Here is a 21,728-nt window from a genome sequence, read left to right on the forward strand (position 1 = left end):
TGTGTTCGGCAGGTGACCGTTCGTCACGATAGCGTGCTGCCGGCAATCTCGTCGGCCAGCTCCTCCACCTGTGCGACGAGCGCCGCGGGCGGCGATGACAGGTCCAGGGCGTGGCAGACGATCTCGATGGCGGCGTTGCGAACCGCGTGGCGGATCGGCGGATGATCGCCGATGACGTAGACGAGGTGGCCCCGAGACAAGCCGTACACCGTGCAGTAGGCGAGCATCTGGTACGCGTCGTCGGCCGGGGTGTACGCCTTGTACTTCGCGTCGACCACGGCGACCACCCGCCCGTCACGTCGCCAGACGATGTCCGGCCGGAGGTCGATGCGACCACCTCGGTCGAGATGGTCCGTGACCTGCGTGGTGACCGCTCCGCCGTGACGGCCTTCCATGCTGCGGCGCAGCGCCGACGCGAGGAAGCCCTCGAACACCCGCCACATGTCGAGCAGGAACCCGTTACTGACCACGCCGCCGACACCGGCATCGACCGAGCTGCCGGCGAGCACCAGTTCGGCGAGCCGCAGCGCCACCTGGTATCGGGCGTTGAGCCGGGTCGGCCGCCACGCGGGCACCGGGACGCCGGGCGGCAGCCGGGTGACTTCGGCGAGGCGGTTGGCGTGGTGGCGCATCATCCGCCGCGACTCGGCGTCAACCCCGGGCACGCGGAGCATCCGCTCCGCCGCGGTGGCGAGGATCCGGTTCTCGACGATGTCCACCGTGTACTCGTCGTGCCGGATCTCCAGTGGCAGCGGCAGGCCGAGCCGGCGGCCGAGCTGGGCCGACTCGCGCAGCCGTCCGCGCAGGACCGGAGAACTCTCTTCGACGACGCGGTAGCCCTGCAGCATCCCGCCTCGTAGCGCCCGCTCAGTCTGCCGCCACAGAGTGGCGGCAAGCGCCGGGATCAGCTCCGGATGTGGGGGTACGCCGAGAGTCTGCTCGTGCCACGCGCCGGGGTTCCGGGCGTACCCGAGCAGGAATAGCAGCCTGCCGACCTCGACCTTCGGCTCGATGCGTAGCTCCAGGTCCCCGATCCGGGCCGCCCCCACCTTGCGATCGGCGCGGACCAGCCAGGTGTCGGCCCCGGGTCCGGGGCGGACCTCGACCACGCCGGAGGCGGCGAGTCGCCGAGCCTGTTCGGCGGTCAACGGCGCCGCGCTGGCCGGCCCGGCCTCCCGCAGCCGCAAGAGGGTCACGAGGATGCCATCGCCGCCCGCAGCGCCGCCAGGCCGTACGTCGCCTCAACGTCGATGTCGTCGGCGTAGTGGTGCTCGACCAGCATTGGCAGGATGTCGTGCCGCCAGATCCGGTCCAAGCCGTCTGGCTCTGTGTACGCCGACTCGCGCATGAGATAGGACGGACCGATCGCATAATCGGCGTCGCGTAGCCGCGCGTTGAGCGCGTCGAGCAGGACGGCGGAGTCAGAGTCGATCTTGCGGTCGTCGAGCCAGCGCGCCAGCAGTCCGTCGACCGGCGGCTTGCTCGGGTGCATCTCGACGAAGGCGAACCGGCGGCGCATCGCGGCGTCGACGAGCGCGATCGAGCGGTCGGCCGTGTTCATCGTCCCGATCAGATACAGGTTCTCCGGCAGGGTGAAGTCCTCCTGCGAATACTGCAACCGCATCCGCTCGTCGCGGTACTCCAGCAGGAAGTACAGTTCGCCGAAGATCTTCGCTAGGTTGCCCCGGTTGATCTCGTCGATGACCAGGATGTACGCGGTCGTCGGGTGCTCGCGCGCCTCGTCGGCGAGCCGCCGGAAGGCGCCTGGTCGCAGCTCGAACTCCAGCTTGCCGTCTACGGTGGACTTCGGCCGGAAGCCCTCGAAGAAGTCCTCGTACGTGTACGACGGGTGGAACTGGACGAGCTGCACCGCGTGTGGCTCGGTCAGGTGTGCGGCCAGCTTCCGCGCGACGTAGGTCTTGCCAGTGCCCGGCGGCCCGTACAGGATGATCTGCCGCCGCTCGGCGAGCAGCGCCGTCACGCCGTCGAGCCAGGCGCGCCCGTCCATCAGGAGGTCCTCGACGAGCTTGTCCGTCACCTCGCCCAGGCGGGCCTTCGGCTCGGTGAGCGTGGTAGGCGTATCGGTGAGGTAGGAGTCGTACAGCTGGTCGAGGATGGCGAGGGCCTCGGTGAGGTCGACGACGTCGTCCTGGCTCTTCGCTAGCGTTGTCAGCGGCGCCGGCAGCTCGTCCAGTCGAAGCGGTGCGCTCAGGTTGAGCCAGCGCACCGCCCGCCGCAGCCCAGTCCGGCGGTCGAGCGGCTCGGCGAACGTAGCCGGGCCGGCAACCAGTCCGAGGAAGACCGCGCCGCGGTGCACAGTGACCAGGTAGTCATCGGTACGCATCCGGCGCAGGAAGATGGCGAACTCCTCGGTCAGCTTCTCTCGCACCGAGTAGCCCTTGTGCCGGTACGCCTCCGCGACAAGCTCGCGCAACTGCTGCTCGTCCGCACCGGCGGCGGTGGCCGGCAGTTGCGAGGCGGCCAGCGACACCCATCCCTCGTCAAGCCAGGCTGGCACGACGTCGACGCCGTCAACGTTGGTCCCGCGCACCAGCCAGGCACGTCGGCCGGCGCTCTCGCTCTCGGCGTCAGGCGGCTCGCCGACCTCCGCTTCAAAGTAGTCGGCCGTGAGGTGCTGCTCCTGGCTGGCAAGGGGCGGTTGGTCCTCCGAAAACTCGACGCCCTCACTCCTCAGTCGTTCGCACAGGTCGTCGCCGCGATAGCTCCAGTACTGATGCATGGCGTTCGGCACCTGGCCGTTGGCGTAGAGCACCCGGTGCGAATTCGGCAGGGCGACCGAGGCCAGCAGGTCGGCAAGCTCGTCCGCATCTCCGCCGACCAGGTCCGCAAGGTCGTCGTGCGACGTCCAAGTCCCCTCTGGCACCTGGGCCAGCGCGCTTCCTATGACGTCGATCTTCCCTGCATACCTGGCGCGCGCGGCCTTCCGACGGTTGTCGACCTGCCGGTATTGGCGGCCAACCTCCTGTACCAGCTCTTCGGGCGTTGACCAGGCCCGGAGTGCCTCCAGCCCCGCCGCGGTGATCCACCACTGGCTATTGCGCTTGACCATCCAGCCGATCGTCGCCGCCATGCTGCTGAGGAAGTTGACGTCGACCTTCCAACGGTCACCGCCGCTCTTGACCTTGCCACGCTCGAAGTCGGTCAGCTCGACCCGCTCGGCGATTGCGGCCAGTACCGCCTGGTTCGACATCCGTCCGCGGTCGGGCGCCTCGGCGAGCACCTCCAGGCATGTGCGCAGCAGGAGTCCGGACCGTATCGGCTGTGTCATGTCTCTGGCCTGTGACGAGGGCCCTGACCGGGCGGCGGATCTAGGGGCGACCGATACGCTTCTCCGGTCCGCGCTGCGGTTGCCATCGCGTCGCAGCGCTCCAGGATCAGGCGCTTGGTCCGATACTCGCTGTGCCGCGCCTCATCCTTCTCCCGGGCCACCTTGAACGTGTCCATGATGTAGTCCACGTCGTCGCGCTCGATGCCGTAGAGGTGGAAGTAGGCGGCGTCGAGTTCGGCGCGCATCACCTCGCGACGAGCCGGATCCCAGCGGAACGGCGGCCCGCCGTCGCCCAGGTCACGGGCGTAGCCCACAAGGTCGTACGCCGTGTAGCTCAACTCCAGCACCCGTGGCGTGATCCAGGCGTCGAGCGTCGCCCGATGATCCCAAGCCGCTCGCTCGTCATACCGCTCCGGCGGCAGCACCGCCAGCTGCCGAATCAGGTAGTACTTCAACGACGTGCCTGCATACTTCTGTCGCACAACGTAGTCGAGCACGAACGCGGCGAGATTTCCCTGGAGACAGGAAGCTCGGTACATGGGCAGCGCGAGAAGAAACTTATCGCCGACCGCGGCACGGGGGATCGCGGTTGCGATCAAGGTCCGTTCGTCGGCGCTGCGGCAGATGTCGCGCCATCCAAGCAGCCAGTCGTGGTTCCACCGGCTACCGAGCCGCTGCTCAACCTCGTCCTCAGCAACCCAGTAACGCGGGATCGGCAGGTTGCCCGGATCGTCATGGCCCGTATCGTCAAGCCGAGGCAGCGTGCCCTTGTTGAGCTGCTCCTGTGTGGCGCCGGTGTAGGTGGAGAACCGGTGGTCGAAGTGATGGGTCATCTTCGCCTCATACAGCGGCAGCATTTGCTCCTTGCCGTGCACAAAGACGTTGCCCCGCGGCCTCCACCCGCCCGCAGTGAGTTGGTCTGCGGTCGCGAACAGACCAGAGTCGGCGGCCATATCAAACATCCGTAGGAACGACAGACCCCACGGGTTCCCGTTGGCGCTCCCTTCCCGCCACAGCACTGGCGCCCTGCTGTAGATGCCGAGCACGATCTCCGCATCGCGGCGAGAAAAGAAGACCGGGCACGTGCCCGTGTTCGGGTTAAGCTGCGTAATCTCCTCCGGCGTCAGGCGGTAGGCGCGAGCCAGAATCTGGTTGGCCTGCCGGACCCGGAACACGAGTGATACGTGTCGCGAGCGGCGCTGGGAACCACCGAGCGTCAGCAACGCGAATCGGAACTGATTGTGAACCGTGGGGAAGACCTTGTCCTCGTTCTCGAAGTCGTAGAGCGCGGCCAGGCTCTTGCGCACCACCAGGTCCTTGAAGAACTCCTGCGTGGTCGCATCAGTGGCGATTCCGGTCGGCAGGATCATGCCGTTCTGGCCACGACCATCGATCACCGTACGGCCGGTCTCCGCGAACACCGAGTACGTGTTGATGTCGCCGCGGCCGGTCAGCGGGTACCGGCCCGAGGAACGCAGCAGGTGGCTGACTCCGTCCGCCTCCCGCAGTGCCCCTCGGAACTCCGCCGCGAGCGCGTGCTTGGCTGGCTCTTCGCTGCGGAACAACGCCTGGATCATCTTCTTGCGCGCCGCCGCGTTCGAAGCGCCCGCGATCTCCGGATCCCGAGCCGCGAAGAACTCCTGCTCCTGGAGCTTCACCCGGTCCCAGGGCGGGTTGCCGCCGACGCACGAGAACCCACCAGACCATCCGGTCGCCGGATCGACTTCGCCGCCCTCCGGTACCCGGAAGATGTGTGGAAACTCCAGGTGCCAGTGGAAGAACCGGTACTGCCGAGCGAGGTCGTCCACCGTAGACAAATGTGACTCGTCGCCGGCTACGATCCGCTCCAGCACCGACTGGGTGATCGCGCTGGTACGCGTATCCTTCGTCTTCTCCTGTACGAAGGCAGCGCACCAGGCGTCCGCGACCCGCCGAGCCTGGCGTCGCTCCTGCTCCAGCGCCGCCGCCCGCTTGGCCTGCACATGCACGTCGGCGAGCGACCGCGGCTCCGCCCGGATGATGTCCAGCGTTTCCTCAGCCAGCGACTCGTTGCTCACCGGGATCGACTCCAGGCCAAACAGGTCACCCTGGCCCGCACGCTCCACGGCGTTCTGCTTGCGCAGCGAGGTCACGACCTGCTTGTCGTCGCCCTCCAGCGGAGCGAAGGCAGCGTCCGGGATGCCGTCGGCCAGCAGGCCAGGCGTGACACCGAGCAGCGAGTTACCGACCCGGATGTTGGCGTCCAGATAGGACAGCGGGTGGCCCGGCTCCATCGCCTCAAGCCACAGCGACACCTTGGCCAGCTCGGCGGCCATCTCGTTGACGTCGACGCCGTAGATGCACCGGCCGACCACCTGGTGCATCATCGCCCGTACCGCGGCCGGAGCCGGCTCGACTTCGTCGGTGTGCTCACCAGCCAGCCGCTTGGCGATGCGCCGGGCCGCCGCGATCAGGAAATGGCCCGACCCACAGGCCGGGTCGCAGACCGTGACGTCGAGCAACGCAGCGATCCGCTCCTCCCTGGTCGGCAGCGCCTGCGCCTCGTCCAGCAGCGGGTCGAGCGCCGAGTCGAGCAGGCACTCGACCAACGACGAAGGCGTGTAGTAGGAGCCGGTGGTCTTGCGCTCGTTGCCGGCCAGCTTCTCCAGGTGAAACCGGCGCCCGGCGGGATCCCACCGCGGCCGCATCTCCAGCAGCGATTCGTATACGCTGCCCAGTTCCTCGGCGCCCAGGTGCTCGAAGTCCACCCTGCGCCGGCCGCCACCGCGCACGCTCATCACCGCGAGCGCTTCGACGGCGCGCAGCAGCGCGGAGTTGGTCAGCCGCGCGCCGCGCAGTGGTTCGTCGAGCGGGCCGTCCTCAAAGAGGCCACCGATCCCGGGTAGGCCGAGCTGGGGCCGTCCCTCCTCGGCGCCGAGGATGTCGAAGAGGAGCTGCACCGCCTCCCACAGGTCGCCGTGACGCGAGTGCCGGCGCCGGACGGCGAGATCCCGCAACCGGCGGCCGGAGAAGTATGTGTTGTAGCGGGCCACGGCCGCCGGCTCGGCGTCGGGATCGAGGAGCACGCCGCGGTCCTCGGCGACGAACCAGAACAGCAGCCGGTACGCCAGCCGCAGCAATGCCCGCTGGAAGTCCATGAGGTCGAGCTCGTTGCGGTCGATTGCACCGCGGAGACCTGGGTTCGACGGATGGTCGAGGAACCCGGTGCCCAGGATCTCCAGGGCGGTCGTGACGCCGCCGGCCATCGTGGCCAGGGCCCGTTCGCCCTGCTGCGCCCCGTAGGTGCGCCACGCCTCGAACAGGCATGACGGCGGGCCGATCTCCGGGTCGCGGATCGCCAGCCTGGAGGCGTGCGCGACGCGGTACAGCAGGACGAAGTCTGGGAATAGGTCTCCATCGAAGATGGCTTCGAGATCGAACTCGATGTAGGCGGAGGCAACCAGGCTGGTCGAGTCGCGCAGCAGCCGGAGCCGCTGCCCGTTGGACAGCGCCGCCAACACGTACCGGTCATCATGGTTGAGCAACTGCTGGAGCATCGAGTGCGGGGCGGCGCCGGCCGCGCCGCGCATGCCCGGCGTCCGCCGGTCCAGGTCGACGCCCCAGCCGAGCAGGTGAATGGGCACGGCCTGCCACTGGTGGCTGACCGGAAAGCTCTTGTCCTCGGCGACGATCCCGCCGGACAGCGGCTCGATCCCGTCGTACCCGAGCTTGCGCAGCAGCACGAGCAGCCAACGTTCGCGGGTGAGGCGGGCCGGCGCTGAATTGCCGGCGCGGTCACGGTGTTTGGCGAAGTCGCGCCAGACCTCTTTCAGGTACGCGAACGCAGAACTCGCCTCGCGCCGCACGGATTCGCCCGCCTGCAAGCCGTACGAGGCAGGGTCTGCGCCGGGCAGCTCGGCGTCGCCCTCGCCGATGCGCTGGAGGAGAGTGCCGGGCAGCAGGCCACCGGCGACCGACACCGCCGGATACGAGGAGGTGCTCGTCATGACGCCACCTCCGGCAGGTAGACGTAGACGCCGAGGATGTCCGCGGGTTTCTGGGCGGTGACTGTGATCTGGCGCCGGGCGCGTTGGCCTGCGGCCTCGCGTACCCGGATATGTGATGCCCGAAGCCGCGCGGCCATTTCGTCGGCCGCGGTATCAAGGTGGTCGGAGACCGCGCCGAGCGCGTCGATGATCCGCTCCAGTTGCGCCTCGGCCTGGTCCGGTGCGACGTTGCCGGTGGGCACCGCATCGACTAGCGGGGCCACGTCCTCGTCGGCGAGCCAGTCGGCGGCCGTGGGCGCACCTCGGAAGGCGAGGATGCGGGCTTCCTCCGCGACCATGCGGCGAGGCTCGCCATCGTGGCTTGCCGATCGGGGCAGTGTCAGGTGCAGCCGAAACCGCACGAGCAGTAGGGTGGTCCGCTTGGCCACCGCCGACGTCCGCATGACGCCGGCTCGCCGTGCGGGCCGCAGCTCGGCCGGCACCGTGTCGTCGAGCGCGCTCTCCAGGACGTACCGGGCCAGCGCGGTCACGTGTGGGTCGGTGCGGTCGAGGTGCGTCTCGTGCGGCGGGACCGGTAGGTCTTCGTGGAATGGGAGCGGCTTGCGGTGGCCGGTCGGGAAGCTGTCCTGGACGGCGAGCGGGAGTCCGGCGGTGGTCGCCGTGAACCCGAATGGCGTGTCGACGACATCCGCGCCGAGTGCGGCGAGGCAGTCGCGGGTGAACTCGGCCACCTCCCGCGGTGCCCCCAGGCTGGCCCGGATCTCGGCGAGCTCCGTGGCCACCTCGGCCGGCTGCATCGCCCGCTGGGCGAACTTCGTGCGGGACTCCTTCTCCTTGGCCGCCGCGCTCTCCCAATCAGCGTGCAGGTCGTGGCGGCGCTTCGGCGCCAGCTCCTCGATCATCAACTGCTCCGGTACGTCGGGCGCAGCCAGCAGTTCCTCGACGATCGCATCGAGCACCTCGTCGCTGCGGTCGGGTACCGGCACGGAGACACCCAGCGCCTTGCGGATCTGCTCGTGCTTGCGCAGCAGCACCTTCAGCACGATTTCGTCGATCCGGTTGTCGGCTCCGAAAATTGCAACCGCGCGTACCTTCGGCGCCCGCTGACCGAACCGGTCGACCCGGCCCTCGCGCTGCTCGTGCCGGGTCGGGTTCCAGGCCAGGTCGTAGTGCACCACGGCCTGGAAGCTGTCCTGAAGGTTCACGCCCTCGGAGAGGCAGTCGGTGGCGATGAGCACGGGCGGGCGGTTTCCCTCGGCGGTCAGTTCGTCGATGCGCTTGCGCCGCTCGTCTGGCGGCAGCGCCCCGGTCACGTATCCGACCTCGGCGTGCCGGCCGAGTGCCTTGGTGAGCCGCTGCGCGACGTACTCGGCGGTGTGCAGGTATCGGCAGAACACGACCGGGCTGAAGCCCTCGCGGAGCAGCGCCTTGACCTCCTTGACCAGCAGGTCGAGCTTGGCATCGCCGCCGTCGGCCAGCTGCTCGGCGCGCCGGGCGAAGGCCAGCAGGCGGCGTCGTTCTGGACTGCCGCCGTCGTCGGTGTCTGCGCCCGGCGCCAGGTCGACCGATTCGTATGTCTCCTCGTCGGGCAGGTCGAAGACCGCGGCCCGGCCCAGCGCATCCGCCTCAGCCTCGTCGGTGGCATCGGCGTTGGCGGCCCGGGTACGCAACGTCGCTGCCGCGGCTGCGGGCGACGAGGCCATCGCGCGCAGCAGGGCAAGAGCCGACCAGTAGCGGACCCGTTGGCGCAGCCGCCCGCCGATCGGGTCACGGACGGTCTGCCGGGCGTACGCGACGACGTCGTCGAACAGGCTCTTGTAGTCGCCGGCCAGCCGGTACGACACCTCCTTGGTCTCGCGGTCGGCCGGGAACGGAGTGTCCTCCAGGAACCCGCGGATGTCGACCCGCCGACGCTGCACGAAGTGCTGCGCAAGCAGTCCGCGACCATCGGCACGGTTGATGTCCACCGTGGACAGATTTGGGTCGAGCAGGCCGAGGAGGTTGCGGAAGGCGCCCTCCTTGCCGCTGTGCGGAGTGGCGGTCGCCAGCACCAGATGTCGGTCGGGCCGCTCGGCGAGCTTGCGGACCAGCTCGTAGCGCAGCATCCGGGACCTACCGCCGGCGCCGGTGTCATCAACCACACAACCGTGCGCCTCGTCGACGATGACCAGGTTAGGGCAACTGCGGAGGAACTGCTCGCGCTGACCCGGGCGCTTGATGAAGTCGGTGGAGATCACCACGTGGCGGTACCGATCGAAGATGGACTCGGTGCCGAGGAGGTTGCGCTCCAGCCGGCGCACCGTGCCGGGGAGCACCAACTCGGTCGGCATGGCGAACTTGCTGGCCAACTCCTCCTGCCACTGCTCGGCGAGGGCAGGACTGCACAGCACGGCGAGCCCGTCGGCATCGCCCTGGGCCAGCAGTTCGGCGGCGATCAGGGCGGACTCGATTGTCTTGCCGATGCCGACGTCGTCGGCGATCAGCAGCCGCACCGTCTCCTGCCTGAGCGCCATCAGCAGCGGCACGAGCTGGTACGGCCGGGGCTCGACGGCGAGCGAAGCGAGCGACCGAAACGGCCCGCCGGTCGACCGGAAGCCGATCCGCAACGCGGTGCGCAGCAGCCCGGCCCGGGAGGCGTTGCCCGCGTCGGCAGGATCGGGGGGCGGGAACGTCGCCGAGCGCACCTGCTCCAGCTCCGGAATCACCGCCGCCCGCTCATCGTCGGCGCCGCCCAGCGGGCGCAGTACCAGGAGATCGTCGCTCGACTCGGGCAGCACGACCCATTCGCGGCCGCGCGCCTCCACCAGCGTCCCGGCCTGGAACGTTGCCGCCACCGTCATCGTGCTGCCCCCCGATGCTGACCGAAGACGCTTGGATGCTTGTCCGCCGCAGCTTGCCACTCGCCGGCGATCACCCGGACCACGCCCCACCCGTCGTTGTACATGCTCTCCTCAGCGGCTTCGTCCCGACCCGGACCGGGCGGCTGCGCGGGCTCGTCCACGAAGACGCCGACCGCCTGACTGCGGTACACAAGGTCTGGGACAGCGGCGCCGCCAAGGATCTTCTCGTGTAGGCCGTCCGGCCGCCGGTAGCTGTTGGCGTCGAGCCAAGCCACGAAGTCAGCGACCGCGCCGCTTTCGGTTGCCTGGCCCGCTACGGACGCGGGCGCGGCGTTCGGCGAGCTTGCGAGCCGTGCCGGCGAACTCTGCGGCTGGGCGACCGCTCCGGCGAGCGACCGCAGCAGTCCCGCGATCCGGTGCCGGTCGATCATGGCGTGGTACGGCTGGTTCGTGTACGACAGCAGGCAGTCGTAGCACGCGAGCACGCACCGAGTTTGCTGGTCGGCCCCATCGGCCAGGTTGTTGCCGCGGTCCTCTCCGGTCTGCGGGTCGAAGTGGGCGATGTCCAGCGCCCTGGCCGCCACCTCGGCTACCTTGTCCGGTTCGTCGACCAGTCGCCGCAACACACCGGCCCCGCCCTCCGCACTCTCGATGAACAGCATCCGGCCGTGACGATCCGGGTCCGGCAGCAGCTCGCTGGTGAGTTCCGAGTCCTCGAGCTGGAACGTCGCCTCGATGCCCCGCTCCAGGGCGAAAAGCAGGCTCGTGGCCGTTTCGTTGTCGACCTTTTCGGCTAGGCGAAGCACCAGCACGTTGCGGCGGTCCTCCACGTACGGGATCACCCGCTGCTTGAGCTTCACCCCATCGGCGCCGCCGAGGTCCTCCTCGTCGGATGTGGTCGCCTCCGCCTTGCTCTCCGACAACCATTCCCCGGTCACCGTGTCGACCCAGAACCCGCGAATGTCCTTGTTCTTACGGCGGCTCAGGCCGAGGTTCGCCCGGCGCACCGTCGCGGCGTCGCCGTACAACAGGGTCGCGAGCGTCGGTCCCTCGGCCGAGCGGACGGTCACCGCGAGCCGGCCCGGACGGTTGCCGTGGTCGGCGAACCGGTAGGAGGTCTCGATCTGGAACCCGGCCCGCCGGCGTTCCTCCTCGTCGGAGGAGATGCGCTCCCGGCGCTGGGTGCGCACGGTGTGCAACCGCAACAGGTTGCCGACCGCACGCCCGAGCTGCTCGCCGCAGCCGTCGCACACGTCGACGCCGACGACGTCGTCGTGCAGGTACCCGCACGCCTCGCACCGCCGCGCCGAGGCGGTCAACACACCCTCCTGGCCGGGCGTTGCCGGCGGAAGCTGCACGCTGCGGACCATGTAGCGGGCGCCCTCGTGGTAGATCAATGCACCCGGACCGAACTCACTGATGCCGATGAACCGCGGGCGGTGGATGTAGTCGCCGTCGCGCCGCCCGACCAACCCGGGCACGTACGCGGCAAGTGGGAGGCGCGGGAACGAATACCCCGGCAGGAAGCCCTCAGCGGCCAGATACCGGTACGTGTAGAAGTCCGTCTGCGAGTCGTCGGAGTCTTCGTTGCGCAGCAACGTCAGTTGTACCCGCGCGTCCCGAGCCCGGCGGTGCGCCTCATCGCGAGCCTTCGCCGAGACGTTCGTGTCCACCGCGCGCCGGTTCTGGATCTCGTACTCGGTCAGGGCCGTACGGTAGAGCGTGCGCCAGCGCTCGAAGGCGTCGTCAAACGTCGCCGGTGCGGCGCGGATGACATCGGTGATCCATCCCCTTCGCCACCATGGTGATTCCGCCAGCTCGGCGGCGAGTTTCCCGCCGAGCACGCTCGTCGCCCGTTCAATCGCGCGATCCTGAGCGCTCCCGTCACGCGCAGCCGCGGCCACCTCTCGCTTCAGTTTGAGGCTCGGGTGCTCGCCGCCCGTCTCGACGATGTCCGCAACAGACCCCGGCAGCTCCTGTCCGGTCTCGGCCAGCCAGATCGCCTGTACGTGTGACCGCACGAGATCCTCGTTGGCAAGGTCCAGCCTTGGCGGGACGACCGCGCCGCCCACCATCTCGGTGGCCCGGCGGAAGTAGTACTGGTCGTGGGCGCTGCCGGTCGAGCAGTAGGTGACGACCAGGGCCGGCTGGCCCGAACGGCCCGCACGGCCCGCGCGCTGCGCATAGTTGGCGGGTGTCGGTGGCACGTTCCGCAACGCGACCGCGTTGAGCGCGTTGATGTCGACGCCCAGCTCCATCGTGGGCGAGCAGACCAGCAGCGGGAGGTCGCCGTCGCGGAAGTCACGCTCGCGTTCCTGCCGATCCTCCGGCGGTACCTGCGCTGTGTGCTCTTTGGCTTGCAGACCGGTCAAGAGGTGGGCGGTGTCGCGGTACAGGTCCCGGAAGAACCTGTTCACCCGCGCTCCCGCCTCGCCGCTGAGCACCTTGCGGACCCGATCCTCGGCGCCGACCTCGCCGGCACCAACCCGCCAGATCAACGCCGACGACCGCAGCCGGTACCCGCCGATCAGATCGTCGTCGTCGGGCGGCGCGGCCTCGGTCACCTGGCCCCCGTCTACCAGCACGGCCAGCAGGTCCCGGATCACATCCTGTGCGTCAGCCGGGCCGCAGGGTTGCCCGAGCCGCCGGTACTGGGCGACCAGGTACTTGCCCAGCGCACCCCGCCCGGACAGATGGAGGTGGTACCGGGGACGGCCGCGACCGCTCGGCTTGGGAAACGCGATGCCGGCGACGACAGCACGTTCGCGTACGCCAAGCGCCCACGGCTCGGTCAGATGCTGCGCCGACAGCCGCCGGATCTCGTCGAAGCCGTCTTCGGTCAGGCACCGAACATCGATCGCGAGGTTACGACGCAATTCGTCGAGCAGCGTCGAGGCGACCTCGTACCGATGTCCCGGCTCGGCGTCGCGCAGCAGGTAGTGGGTGCCGGACCAGGATGACTCATCGGCCGCAACCTCACGCAGGTCGCGGTACTCGATCCGCAGCAGGCCGGTCTGTTCGAGGTTGGGCATAGTCACCCGCCAGCCACGCTCAAGATCGAGATACAGCCGGTAGTTGACCACTTCGCGCAGGGCACGCCATGCCTCGTCACGCAGGCTGTACTTTGCGGCCGGGTTGCTCGCGAAGTCGGGCATGTCGAGGCCAAGCGCCTCGGTGACGTGTTGGGCTATCCGCTCGTGGCTGAGGCCGTCCACTTCGGCGTGCAGGGCTCGGTACAGCGCACCGCGGAGCTGAACCACCTGAACGAAGTCGTTGAAATGGCCAGCCTGCAGCGCGGCGTCCTGCCGGTTGTCGACGAAGGCGAGCAGCTTGCGCGACTGGCGGGTCAGCTCGGGTTGGGCGCGCAAGGCCCGTACTGCACTCGCGCCAACGACCGACAGCGCCGAACTCCGTCCTTCCGTGGACAACTTGGCGAGCTGCGCGAAATCCTGCCCGCGGTTGCGCTCGTACGAGACTCGGCATCGCAGGCAGAACCGGAACGGCGTGGTGATCCAGGCGGCCGGAGTGCCTCGGCCCGGCGAAGCCTCCGTGCCCACACTGTCCACATGCAACGGCTCCGGCAGGTACTTCTCCTTGCCTGGCGTCAGCAGGATCTGGTTTTCGTCGCCGAGCAGCGTCCAGGAGTACGGCAGCCGGCCGTCGCTCAGCGCGATGTCGAAGCTCTCCGGCCACGGCTGGTCATCGCTGATGTAGAGGTAGCCGGACGTGTCATCGAGCGCGTCGAAGTCTTCGCGCGCTTCGAATCCGGTCGCGGTGCGCCGAGCGATCAGGTACTCCTGGCCACACTCCCGGCAGAAGGCGAGCGGCAGGAGGATCTTCCGCTCGGTGTCGTCGCTGTCCGGTGAGACGATCTGCTTCCGGCTGGTGAGATACCGCTTCGCCGGCGACTCGATGGTGGCGTAGACGTTGTCGCCCTTGGATAGGAACTGGTGCAGCCGGAAGGCGAAGACTGGCCGGCCGATCTCTGGATCCATCACCCGAGCGCCGGTACGCAGTACCGCTTCGATAGCGGCGCTACACTCGCTGGCCGGCCGCTCCGTGGTGGCCGCCAGGCTTCCGGCCGCCTCCGACACCGTGAGCGGTCTGCGACGGCGGATCAGCCGCATCGTCGCCGGTTCTTCTTCGAGCCCGAACGCGGTCTCCACCCAGCGGGCAAGCGCGTCGGTGCGGAACTCCTCGAACGTGCACGCTGTCTCCCCCACAGCGGCCCAATGCCGCAAGCGGTCCGCCAGCTCGCCCGTCGCTGGTGCCCGCTCCTCGGTTATCCGGCGTAGCGACTCGCCGATGACATGCTCCGGAAGGAGTGTCGTGCCGAACAGGCGGGTGGCCACCCGTGCCACCTCGGCCCGCTGGTCGGCGACTGAGCCCTTCGAGGTCATCGTGGCGGATGTGCCGACACATTGCAGGGCAGGCGCCTCGCAGGCGTCCCGGGTACGGCGGACCAGGAATGCGACGTCCGCGCCCTGCCGGCCTCGATAGGTGTGCAACTCGTCGAGTACCAGGAACCACAGCCCTCGGGCAGCCTTGATCAGGCGCTGCCGCTCGCGATGCCGGGTGAGGACCAGCTCCAGCATCACGTAGTTGGTCAGCAGGATGTCCGGCGGATCCGACATGATTCGCCGGCGCTCGTCGCGGTCCTCCTGTCCGGTGTACCGGTCGAAACGAACCAGCGGTGCGCCATCCGGAAAGCCCCACTGGAGGAACTTCTCCAACTCGTGCTTCTGGCTGTTGGCGAGCGCGTTCATTGGGTAGACGATGATCGCTTTGACGCCGGGCTGATAACTGCCGTCGGCCTTGGCTCGCAACACCCGGTCGACAACCGGTACGAGGTAGGACAGGCTCTTGCCCGAACCGGTGCCGGTAGTGAGTACGTAGCTGGCTCCGGTGGCGGCGGTTTCGATGGCCTCCCGCTGGTGTTGGTGGAACCTCAGCGGCTGGCCCGAGTCGCTGGCGTGCTGCTTTATGCGGAAGATGCGTGCGCAGTCAGGATGCAGCACGCCCTCGGCGACGAGGTCCTCGACGGTCCCGCCGGATGCGAAGCTCGGGTTCAGCGACAACCACGGGTCGGGCCACTGGTGCCCAAGTGCGGCGAGTCGATCGACGTGCTCCTTGATGCGGGCATCCCGGACGTCCACGAAGCTGGATGTGAACTCCCGGTAGTCTGCGATCAACTGTTGCCGGACCCCGAAGACATCCATGTATGTCCCGTCCTCCGTGGCGAGCCACTCAACCGTCCGATTAGATCACCGCAGCTACGGAGCGATAAGGGTACAGGCGCCCTCCGTGCGCCGACCGCTCGTCCGGTGTCGGTGGCTATTCGTACTAGCTTTTCCAGATACAGGATATTACGGACGGTCCCCCGGGGCCCGCGGCTCGGCTGGGTTGGCGGAAGGAGTCGACAGACCACGATACGAATTGGCTGACACGCGACGAGGCCGGCGACGGGAGGGACGAATGACGCCGGAGAGGTCTGGAAGAAGACCGAGCGTCGCAGAACTTGGCGCAGCGTGGATCACGGCGATTGCCACGATGATCGGATCGCTGGTCGCCGGTTTCTTGTCGTTCAAGCCGCGAAGCCTCGAACTCCACCGCGGTCCCGGCCGAAAAGCAGCGCACCGGCGAGCGGCGACGCGCCGCGGACGCCGGCGGTCACGCACTCGACAAACCCCACTGCTGCGGCAGGCAGCAGGCTGACGCAGTTCACCGTCGACCTGCCGGGCGGATACGGTCTCACCTTCGGCGCCAACCCCACCCGGCCGATCAGGATCGATCCGGGGCGGAACTGTTTCTGAGCTGGAGCAACGGGTTCTACGCCCCGGATCAGCACGGCACGCTTGCCACACTCGATGCGAGTACGCCGACCTACGCGGACTGCGTCGCGAGTACGCGGTTCACCTCGTCGGTCATCTTCCCCAAGCCAGGAACGGCATTCTGCTACCTGGGGCACGACCTCGTCGCCTGTATCAAGGTCACCAATTCCCTGCTCGGGAATTACGACACCCTGGCCATCACGGTGTGGCAGGCGTCGCCGCCGCCGAATGGCCCGTGATGGGCCGGACCGTCCTGCGGCGGACGGCATTGGCGCCGTTCCGCGCCGCTCGGTCAGACGTCGATATTGCGAAGGACTAGGGTTACGTTGGGCTTGGAGATGGCCTTGCCATCTAGCGCGTCGGGTACGGGTGTGCCGGTCGGGTAGGCGAGCAGCTGGGGATCAGCGGTGCGGTTGCGATCCCAATTGTCGATCTGGTTGATGATGCGCTCAGCGAGTTGCTCACCGCTCCAGCCGTGACCGACGGCACCGAGCTGCCATCGTTCAGAGGTCTCGGTGCGACGGATCGTGAAGTAGGCCAGCGAGTTGCCATCGACGAGGGCGGGGCTGCGGCTGGCGATCGCTGGCGTGCACAGGCCGGTGGTGACGGCTCTCTGGTCTGCTTCGATGCGGACCGTGTCGTCGTGTGTCGCGGTGAGGTGGAGCCAGATGCGGTCGAGGGATTCGTTGGCGTCGACGGTGGCGCCGGCCCACACGGTGGTCTTCTCGCGTGTCAGGACGCCTTGGAGCGCTTTGACATCGACTGCTTGGTCGATGTCGTAGTGGATGGTGACCAGGCCGTCGGTGTCGATGGTGGTGTTCTGCTCGCCCGGTTGGCCGAGCATGGGGATGAAGCCGCAGAGGTAGACCCAGTCGGATTCGAAGTGGGTGTCGCGTTTGACGAACGCGACCGCGCGGGTGGTGCCGCGCCATCGGAGCGGGAGGACGAGCCGACCGCCGGGTACGAGTTGGTCCCACCATGCTGGTGGGATGTCCCAGGCGCCGACAGTGACGATGATGCGGTCGTACGGGCCGTGCTCGGGTGCACCGTGCGCCCCGTCCCCCGTGAGCACCATGACGCGTTCGAAGCCAGTGGCGTCGAGGTTGCGCCGGGCCGCTGCCGTGACGTCAGGGTCGATGTCGATCGTGGTGACCGTGCCGTCGGCGCCGGCGAGAGTGACCAGGAGGGCGGCGTTGTAGCCGGTGCCGGCGCCGATTTCGAGGATCCGGTGGCCGGGTTGGACGTCGAGGGCGTTGAGCATGGCGGCGACGACGGTGGGGCCGGAGGCGCAGCTGAGGTGGGTGCCGTCGGGGAAGGTGTGGGTGATGACGGCTTGTTCGGCGTAGGCGTCGGCTATCGGTGCGTCGGGGACGTACCGGTGTCGCTCAACGTGGCGCAGGGCGGCCTCCACCGAAGGCGTGAGGCGCTGGTTGGCCAGGATGCGGTCGACCATCCGCTCGCGCAGGACTTCGGGGCTGGTGCCGGTGGTGGTGTCGTTCATCGGTTCCTTCGCCTAGTCGAGTGTTGGGGGGTGGCCTGGTCAGCTGACCAGGAGGCAGGTATCCCACCGCGGCCTGGTGGATGCCACAGCCGCGTCGATGAGTGCGACACCGGTAGCTCCCGCCAACAGGCCATCGTCGGTTGGCGCGCTGTGGCGGCGAAGGTAGTCGCACATCCGGCTTGCGGCGGTCTCTGCGGCGTTCGCGAGGTCGCGGCTGCCGGTGTCCGCGGCGGCGCAGCGGGCGGTGTGAACGAGGCCGGCCCAGCCGTGGCACAGGCCCGGGTCGGTGATCTGGGCGAGTTGGCGGTCGTCGGTGAGGCAGCCGATGAGGGCGTGCTCGGCGAGCTCGGCCAGCTGCCAGTCGTTGGTGGCGATGGCGGCGAGGTGTTGAGCGCGGGCGATGCCGGGTGTGCCGTAGCACCAGGAGGGCCGGTGCGGGGCGCCGTGGGCGGTGGTGCGTGCGGCCAGGTCGTCTCGGCCGATCACGTCCGGCCACCACGGGTTCCGGTCGGGACCGGTGCGCCACTGGTCGAGCCAGGCGCAGATGGTGTGGATGGCGTCTTGGTGTCCGAGGACGATGATTCCGCGCCGCATCGTTACTGACAGTAGCGCCAAGGGTCCGGCGATGCCGTGTGCCATGCCGAACCCGGTATGGCCGCCGTGCCAGCGTGGGGACTGGCGCCGGTCCGGGCTCCCTGTCGCCCACCATCCGGGCAGGGTCCGAGTGTCGACCCGGATGGGTCGTGTGAGCCGGACCAGATAGGCGAGGATCTCGCGGAGCAGCGGGTGGTCGTGGTGGCGGTGTATTAGGTATGCGCCGAGGCCGGTCAGCCCGTTGATCAGGTCGTACTCGCTCGCGCGGGCGAGGCGTGCTGCGTCGATTCGTTGGAGCGCTGCGTCGAGGCGCTGCGCGACGAGCGTGCGGATCGCGGCGTCGAGGGTGGCCAGGCCGGTTTGGTAGGACGGTTGGCCGGCGTGGTGGAGGGCGTAGGCGACGGCGGGCGCGCCGCGGAACAGGTTGCTCACTTCGGGGTGGGCGTGTACGGGTTCGCGAGTCATCGCGATGGCGAGGCGGTGTACTGGTTCCCGTCCGGCCAGGCCGGCGCGGGCGCGTTCGGCATGGAGTAGGGGCGATCCCGGGTGCGCCGTCGGCGAGTGACTGGGTCCACTCGTTCGTAGTGACGGTGGTGCTCATGACGGGCTGACACCGGTGTGGGCGCGGCGGGTGAGGGCGATCTGCCGGGCCATACGGCGGCAGCGGGCTTCGTCGGCGCGGTCGATGAGCCGGGCCCGGTTGTGGTGCGTGTGCAGCAGCGAGGACAGGACGTGATCGGTGAAGGCGTTGTCTGGCAACTCTGGGCGGTAGGCGGCGAGAGCAGCCCGGCGGGCCTGCCACGCCTCGGCGACCAGGATGGGCATGTCGCTGCCGTCCGGAAGCGTCCGGCGTGTGGCCCAGATCGCCGCGTGGTCGGCGATAGCCCGGTCGACCGGAGGGCCGCTCTCGGCGGCGAAGTGTTCCAGGAGCCAGCCGGTAGCAGCGTCCGGGCTGGTGTGGAAGCCGTCAGCGATGTCGACCATGCCGATCGCGGCCACCGCCATCGGATGTATCAGCCGCAGCGGGAGAAGTCGCATGGCGGCAGCGACCGCGCGGGAGTCCGCGACGAAGACCGCTTCGGCGGCGTCCATCGCCGGGCCGGGGCCGTAGCGGCCGATCTCGGGATAGTAGGGCGCCAACGTCAGGTGCGACACCGCGCTGGCTTCAACGAGCTGCTGGGCCCAGTGCCCGACGGCCATCGCGGCGGCGGCGTGATCGTTTGCGTTGTTGACGCGGATGCGCAGGCGTAGATGGTCGGTCTCGCGCATGCCTCGGTAGCGGGCGAACCAGTACGGAGGATCACCGTCGAGCATGGCGAGCAGGCGGGGCACGTGGACACGAACGAGTTCGTCGAGGCTTTCCGGGTGGGTGAACACCTTGGCGTACAACCAGGACGGTCCCGACCTAGTGAGAAGGTGAGCGCCGGCCGCGTTGGTAACCAGCGGCAGCGGACCGGCGACCGGGTTCGGGGCCGGTGGCGTGGCGCGGGCGAACGGCAGGACGATCTCGTGCACGTGCCCACCGATCCAGCCACAGTCATCGGTGGTTTCGGACTCGGTCAGCCGTGCGTGGCCGTGTCTATCGAGGTGTTCGCGGAGCACAATGGCGTGGGCGGCGATGGTGAGGTCCAGCCGGAGCGAGCGGTGGTCGTCGTGGAGTTCCACCACGTCGGGGCATCGCCAACGCTGCCGCCAGCCGGCCAGCGCTTCATCCCACGAGCCAGCCTGAGAAAGGGCGGCGGCGGTGATGTGCCACGTCGCGCGTGAGAGGATCGCCCGCCGGTAGCGCACCCGGGGGAGGAACGGCAGCCGTGCGGCGGCCGGTCCCCAGTCGAACTCGGTGTAGCGGGCAAGGAAGCCGCTGCCCATGGTGGCCAGGAGCCGGGCCAGCGGCGGCGCCTGTTTCTCCAAGGCGAGGGCGTGGAAGACCTGCGGCTCGACCACGCGGCGGCGGGAGATGCTGACCAGGTGCAGGCCGTCCGCGACGGCGACGATACCGAGGTCACCTGACCCGATGACGCTCGCGTCGCCGCCGACGCGGTGCTCACCCAGCGGCAGCACGTGCGGCAGGTAGGCCGGGAGGCGGGCGACGTTCTCCGAGTACGGAAACAATGGCGGGAACGACATCTGCGCCGCCAAGGCCCCGGCGGTCGCGGTCGGGGTTGCGGCGAAGATGGCGGCCATGCCGGCTTGGGCGACGGTCGGTTCGAACCGGGAGGTGAGCGTGCCGAACGTCTGGGCCGGATGGACGGTGAACGTGTAGTCGCCGGCCCGCAGCGCCTCCACGCTGCTGGCATGGATGCGGGCGCCGAGTTCGACATGGGCGGGGATCCAGCGCGGGTTGACCGGTTCGGCGGCGGTGATCGCGGTGATGAGCTCGTCGGTGAGGACGACCTCACGACGCCCGTCGGTGACCGCTTCCCAGGCCAGCCGCAGAAGCTGTTCATCGCGGCGGCTGACCCGCTCGTCGGGTGCGGTAAGCGTGCTGGCCGGGTAGCTGGCCGGCCAGCCGATCCCCGCGTCTGGGTGCACGGCCTCCGTGACCGGGACAACCGCGCCGGTGCCGTAGCGGTCACAGAACCGTTGACACCAGTCGTTCCACGCCGGGTCCGGGCGGGGCTGGCGGGTCAGCCGCAGCAGCGCGGTCACTGCGGACGCCATCTCCTCGACCAAACCGGTGGGGGTGGTGACCTGGCAGTCCAGGTGCAGGTCGTCGGCGAGCGCCGTCCGCCCAGCCGAAGACAGCTGCCGCATCCGTTCCGCGACGGCGGCCCGCAGTTGCGGCAGTTCGTCCTGGCGGGTCTCGGTCGCGTTGTGCGCGTGGATGATCCGGCGGGTCTCGCGGAGCTCCCCAACCATGTCGCCCGCCGGTGTCGCAGTTGTGCGTGAGATCGCGTCGACGAGGTACGCCAGTGGGTCCGGGACGGTCATCGGCGCCCGTAAGTTCGTGACGAGCACGCCGTTGGCGACGAGCTGACTGAGTGTAGCGTCTATAGTGGACGGTCGCGCGCCGGGGAACGCCTCGGCGACCTTGGCCCACAAGACCTGCCACGCGATCGGCGTGGCGGCGGCCTCCCGGACCAGCCGCACGACCGCGGTGTTGCGCATCGTCGCCCGTCCTGGCCCGCGTGGCACCTCGATCCGACCGCCGCGGAATACCACCAGGTCCGAGAAGACGACTTCCAGATCCCGCAGGACTGCCGGGTCGGCTTCCAGCCGTTCGATCACCGCGTCGAGCCATAGCGTGTCCGCCCGCACCAGCAGCCGGTGCTGCGCACCCCACGACGCGTGCGGTTCTCCGCCGACCTCGACCGGGGCGACACCGGCGAACATGCCGAACGGTGTTGGGCGGCCCACCGCGCGCAGCAGATACCGCAGCCCCGACAACGTCGCCCGCCGCACCCGCCGAGTCTGCGTCACGGTCCCATCGAGAACCGCCTCGACCTCGCCGGCGAACGGGCCGCTGGCGTACCGGACCGCCTCGGCGAAGCCTGGCAGCGCCCACACCTTACGCAGCCACAACCGGCACGAGCCTGGATCGGACAAGACCGGCCACCGCTTCGGCGCCTGCGACAACGGCAGCACCGCCGCCCGGAGCATCGCACCGCCCGCATGCCGATACAGCGGCGCATGCATGTCGCCCACGACTCACCTCCTCCCGTTCGTGCGGCCATGTGGTGGTCACGG

8 protein-coding genes are annotated in these 21,728 nt (G+C 68.9%); all 8 read right to left on the reverse strand.

The genetic code is table 11. The features are described from left to right. Window positions 1-23: 23 nt before the first annotated feature. Window positions 24-1,196 (reverse strand): McrC family protein, encoded by a 1,173-nt coding sequence (locus AC5L36_RS25120; protein ID WP_441220507.1) that lies wholly within the window; start codon window positions 1,194-1,196, stop codon window positions 24-26. Continuing rightward, window positions 1,193-3,289, reverse strand: coding sequence for an McrB family protein (locus AC5L36_RS25125; RefSeq protein WP_441220509.1), 2,097 nt, complete (start codon window positions 3,287-3,289; stop codon window positions 1,193-1,195). The genes AC5L36_RS25120 and AC5L36_RS25125 overlap by 4 nt, the downstream gene beginning before the upstream one ends. Then, window positions 3,286-7,275 (reverse strand): Eco57I restriction-modification methylase domain-containing protein, encoded by a 3,990-nt coding sequence (locus AC5L36_RS25130; RefSeq protein WP_441220510.1) that lies wholly within the window; start codon window positions 7,273-7,275, stop codon window positions 3,286-3,288. Before AC5L36_RS25130 ends, AC5L36_RS25125 begins: the two co-directional genes overlap by 4 nt. Next, window positions 7,272-10,115, reverse strand: a complete 2,844-nt coding sequence (locus tag AC5L36_RS25135; RefSeq protein ID WP_441220512.1) for a DUF8741 domain-containing protein — start codon at window positions 10,113-10,115, stop codon at window positions 7,272-7,274. The genes AC5L36_RS25130 and AC5L36_RS25135 overlap by 4 nt, the downstream gene beginning before the upstream one ends. Beyond that, window positions 10,112-15,271, reverse strand: a complete 5,160-nt coding sequence (locus AC5L36_RS25140; RefSeq protein WP_441220514.1) for a DEAD/DEAH box helicase — start codon at window positions 15,269-15,271, stop codon at window positions 10,112-10,114. Before AC5L36_RS25140 ends, AC5L36_RS25135 begins: the two co-directional genes overlap by 4 nt. 967 nt (window positions 15,272-16,238) lie before the next feature. Continuing rightward, on the reverse strand, window positions 16,239-17,447 hold the full coding sequence (gene fxlM / locus AC5L36_RS25145; protein ID WP_441220516.1) for a methyltransferase, FxLD system: 1,209 nt from the start codon (window positions 17,445-17,447) through the stop codon (window positions 16,239-16,241). Window positions 17,448-17,486: 39 nt separating this feature from the next. Beyond that, a complete protein-coding gene (locus tag AC5L36_RS25150; RefSeq protein ID WP_441220518.1) occupies window positions 17,487-18,506 on the reverse strand; it encodes a lanthionine synthetase C family protein in 1,020 nt (339 codons plus the stop codon). Window positions 18,507-18,638: 132 nt separating this feature from the next. Beyond that, a complete protein-coding gene (locus AC5L36_RS25155; protein WP_441220571.1) occupies window positions 18,639-21,677 on the reverse strand; it encodes a lantibiotic dehydratase in 3,039 nt (1,012 codons plus the stop codon). Between the last annotated feature and the right edge of the window lie 51 nt (window positions 21,678-21,728).

The organism is Phytohabitans sp. LZ39 (assembly GCF_059359075.1).

What these genes read in the sequence shown, in the direction of transcription:
- AC5L36_RS25125 (WP_441220509.1), bottom strand. Translation starts at nt 3,289, where the DNA reads ATGACACAGCCGATACGGTCCGGACTCCTGCTGCGCACATGCCTGGAG.
- AC5L36_RS25130 (WP_441220510.1), bottom strand. Translation starts at nt 7,275, where the DNA reads ATGACGAGCACCTCCTCGTATCCGGCGGTGTCGGTCGCCGGTGGCCTG.
- AC5L36_RS25135 (WP_441220512.1), bottom strand. Translation starts at nt 10,115, where the DNA reads ATGACGGTGGCGGCAACGTTCCAGGCCGGGACGCTGGTGGAGGCGCGC.
- fxlM (WP_441220516.1), bottom strand. Translation starts at nt 17,447, where the DNA reads ATGAACGACACCACCACCGGCACCAGCCCCGAAGTCCTGCGCGAGCGG.
- AC5L36_RS25150 (WP_441220518.1), bottom strand. Translation starts at nt 18,506, where the DNA reads ATGACTCGCGAACCCGTACACGCCCACCCCGAAGTGAGCAACCTGTTC.
- AC5L36_RS25155 (WP_441220571.1), bottom strand. Translation starts at nt 21,677, where the DNA reads ATGCATGCGCCGCTGTATCGGCATGCGGGCGGTGCGATGCTCCGGGCG.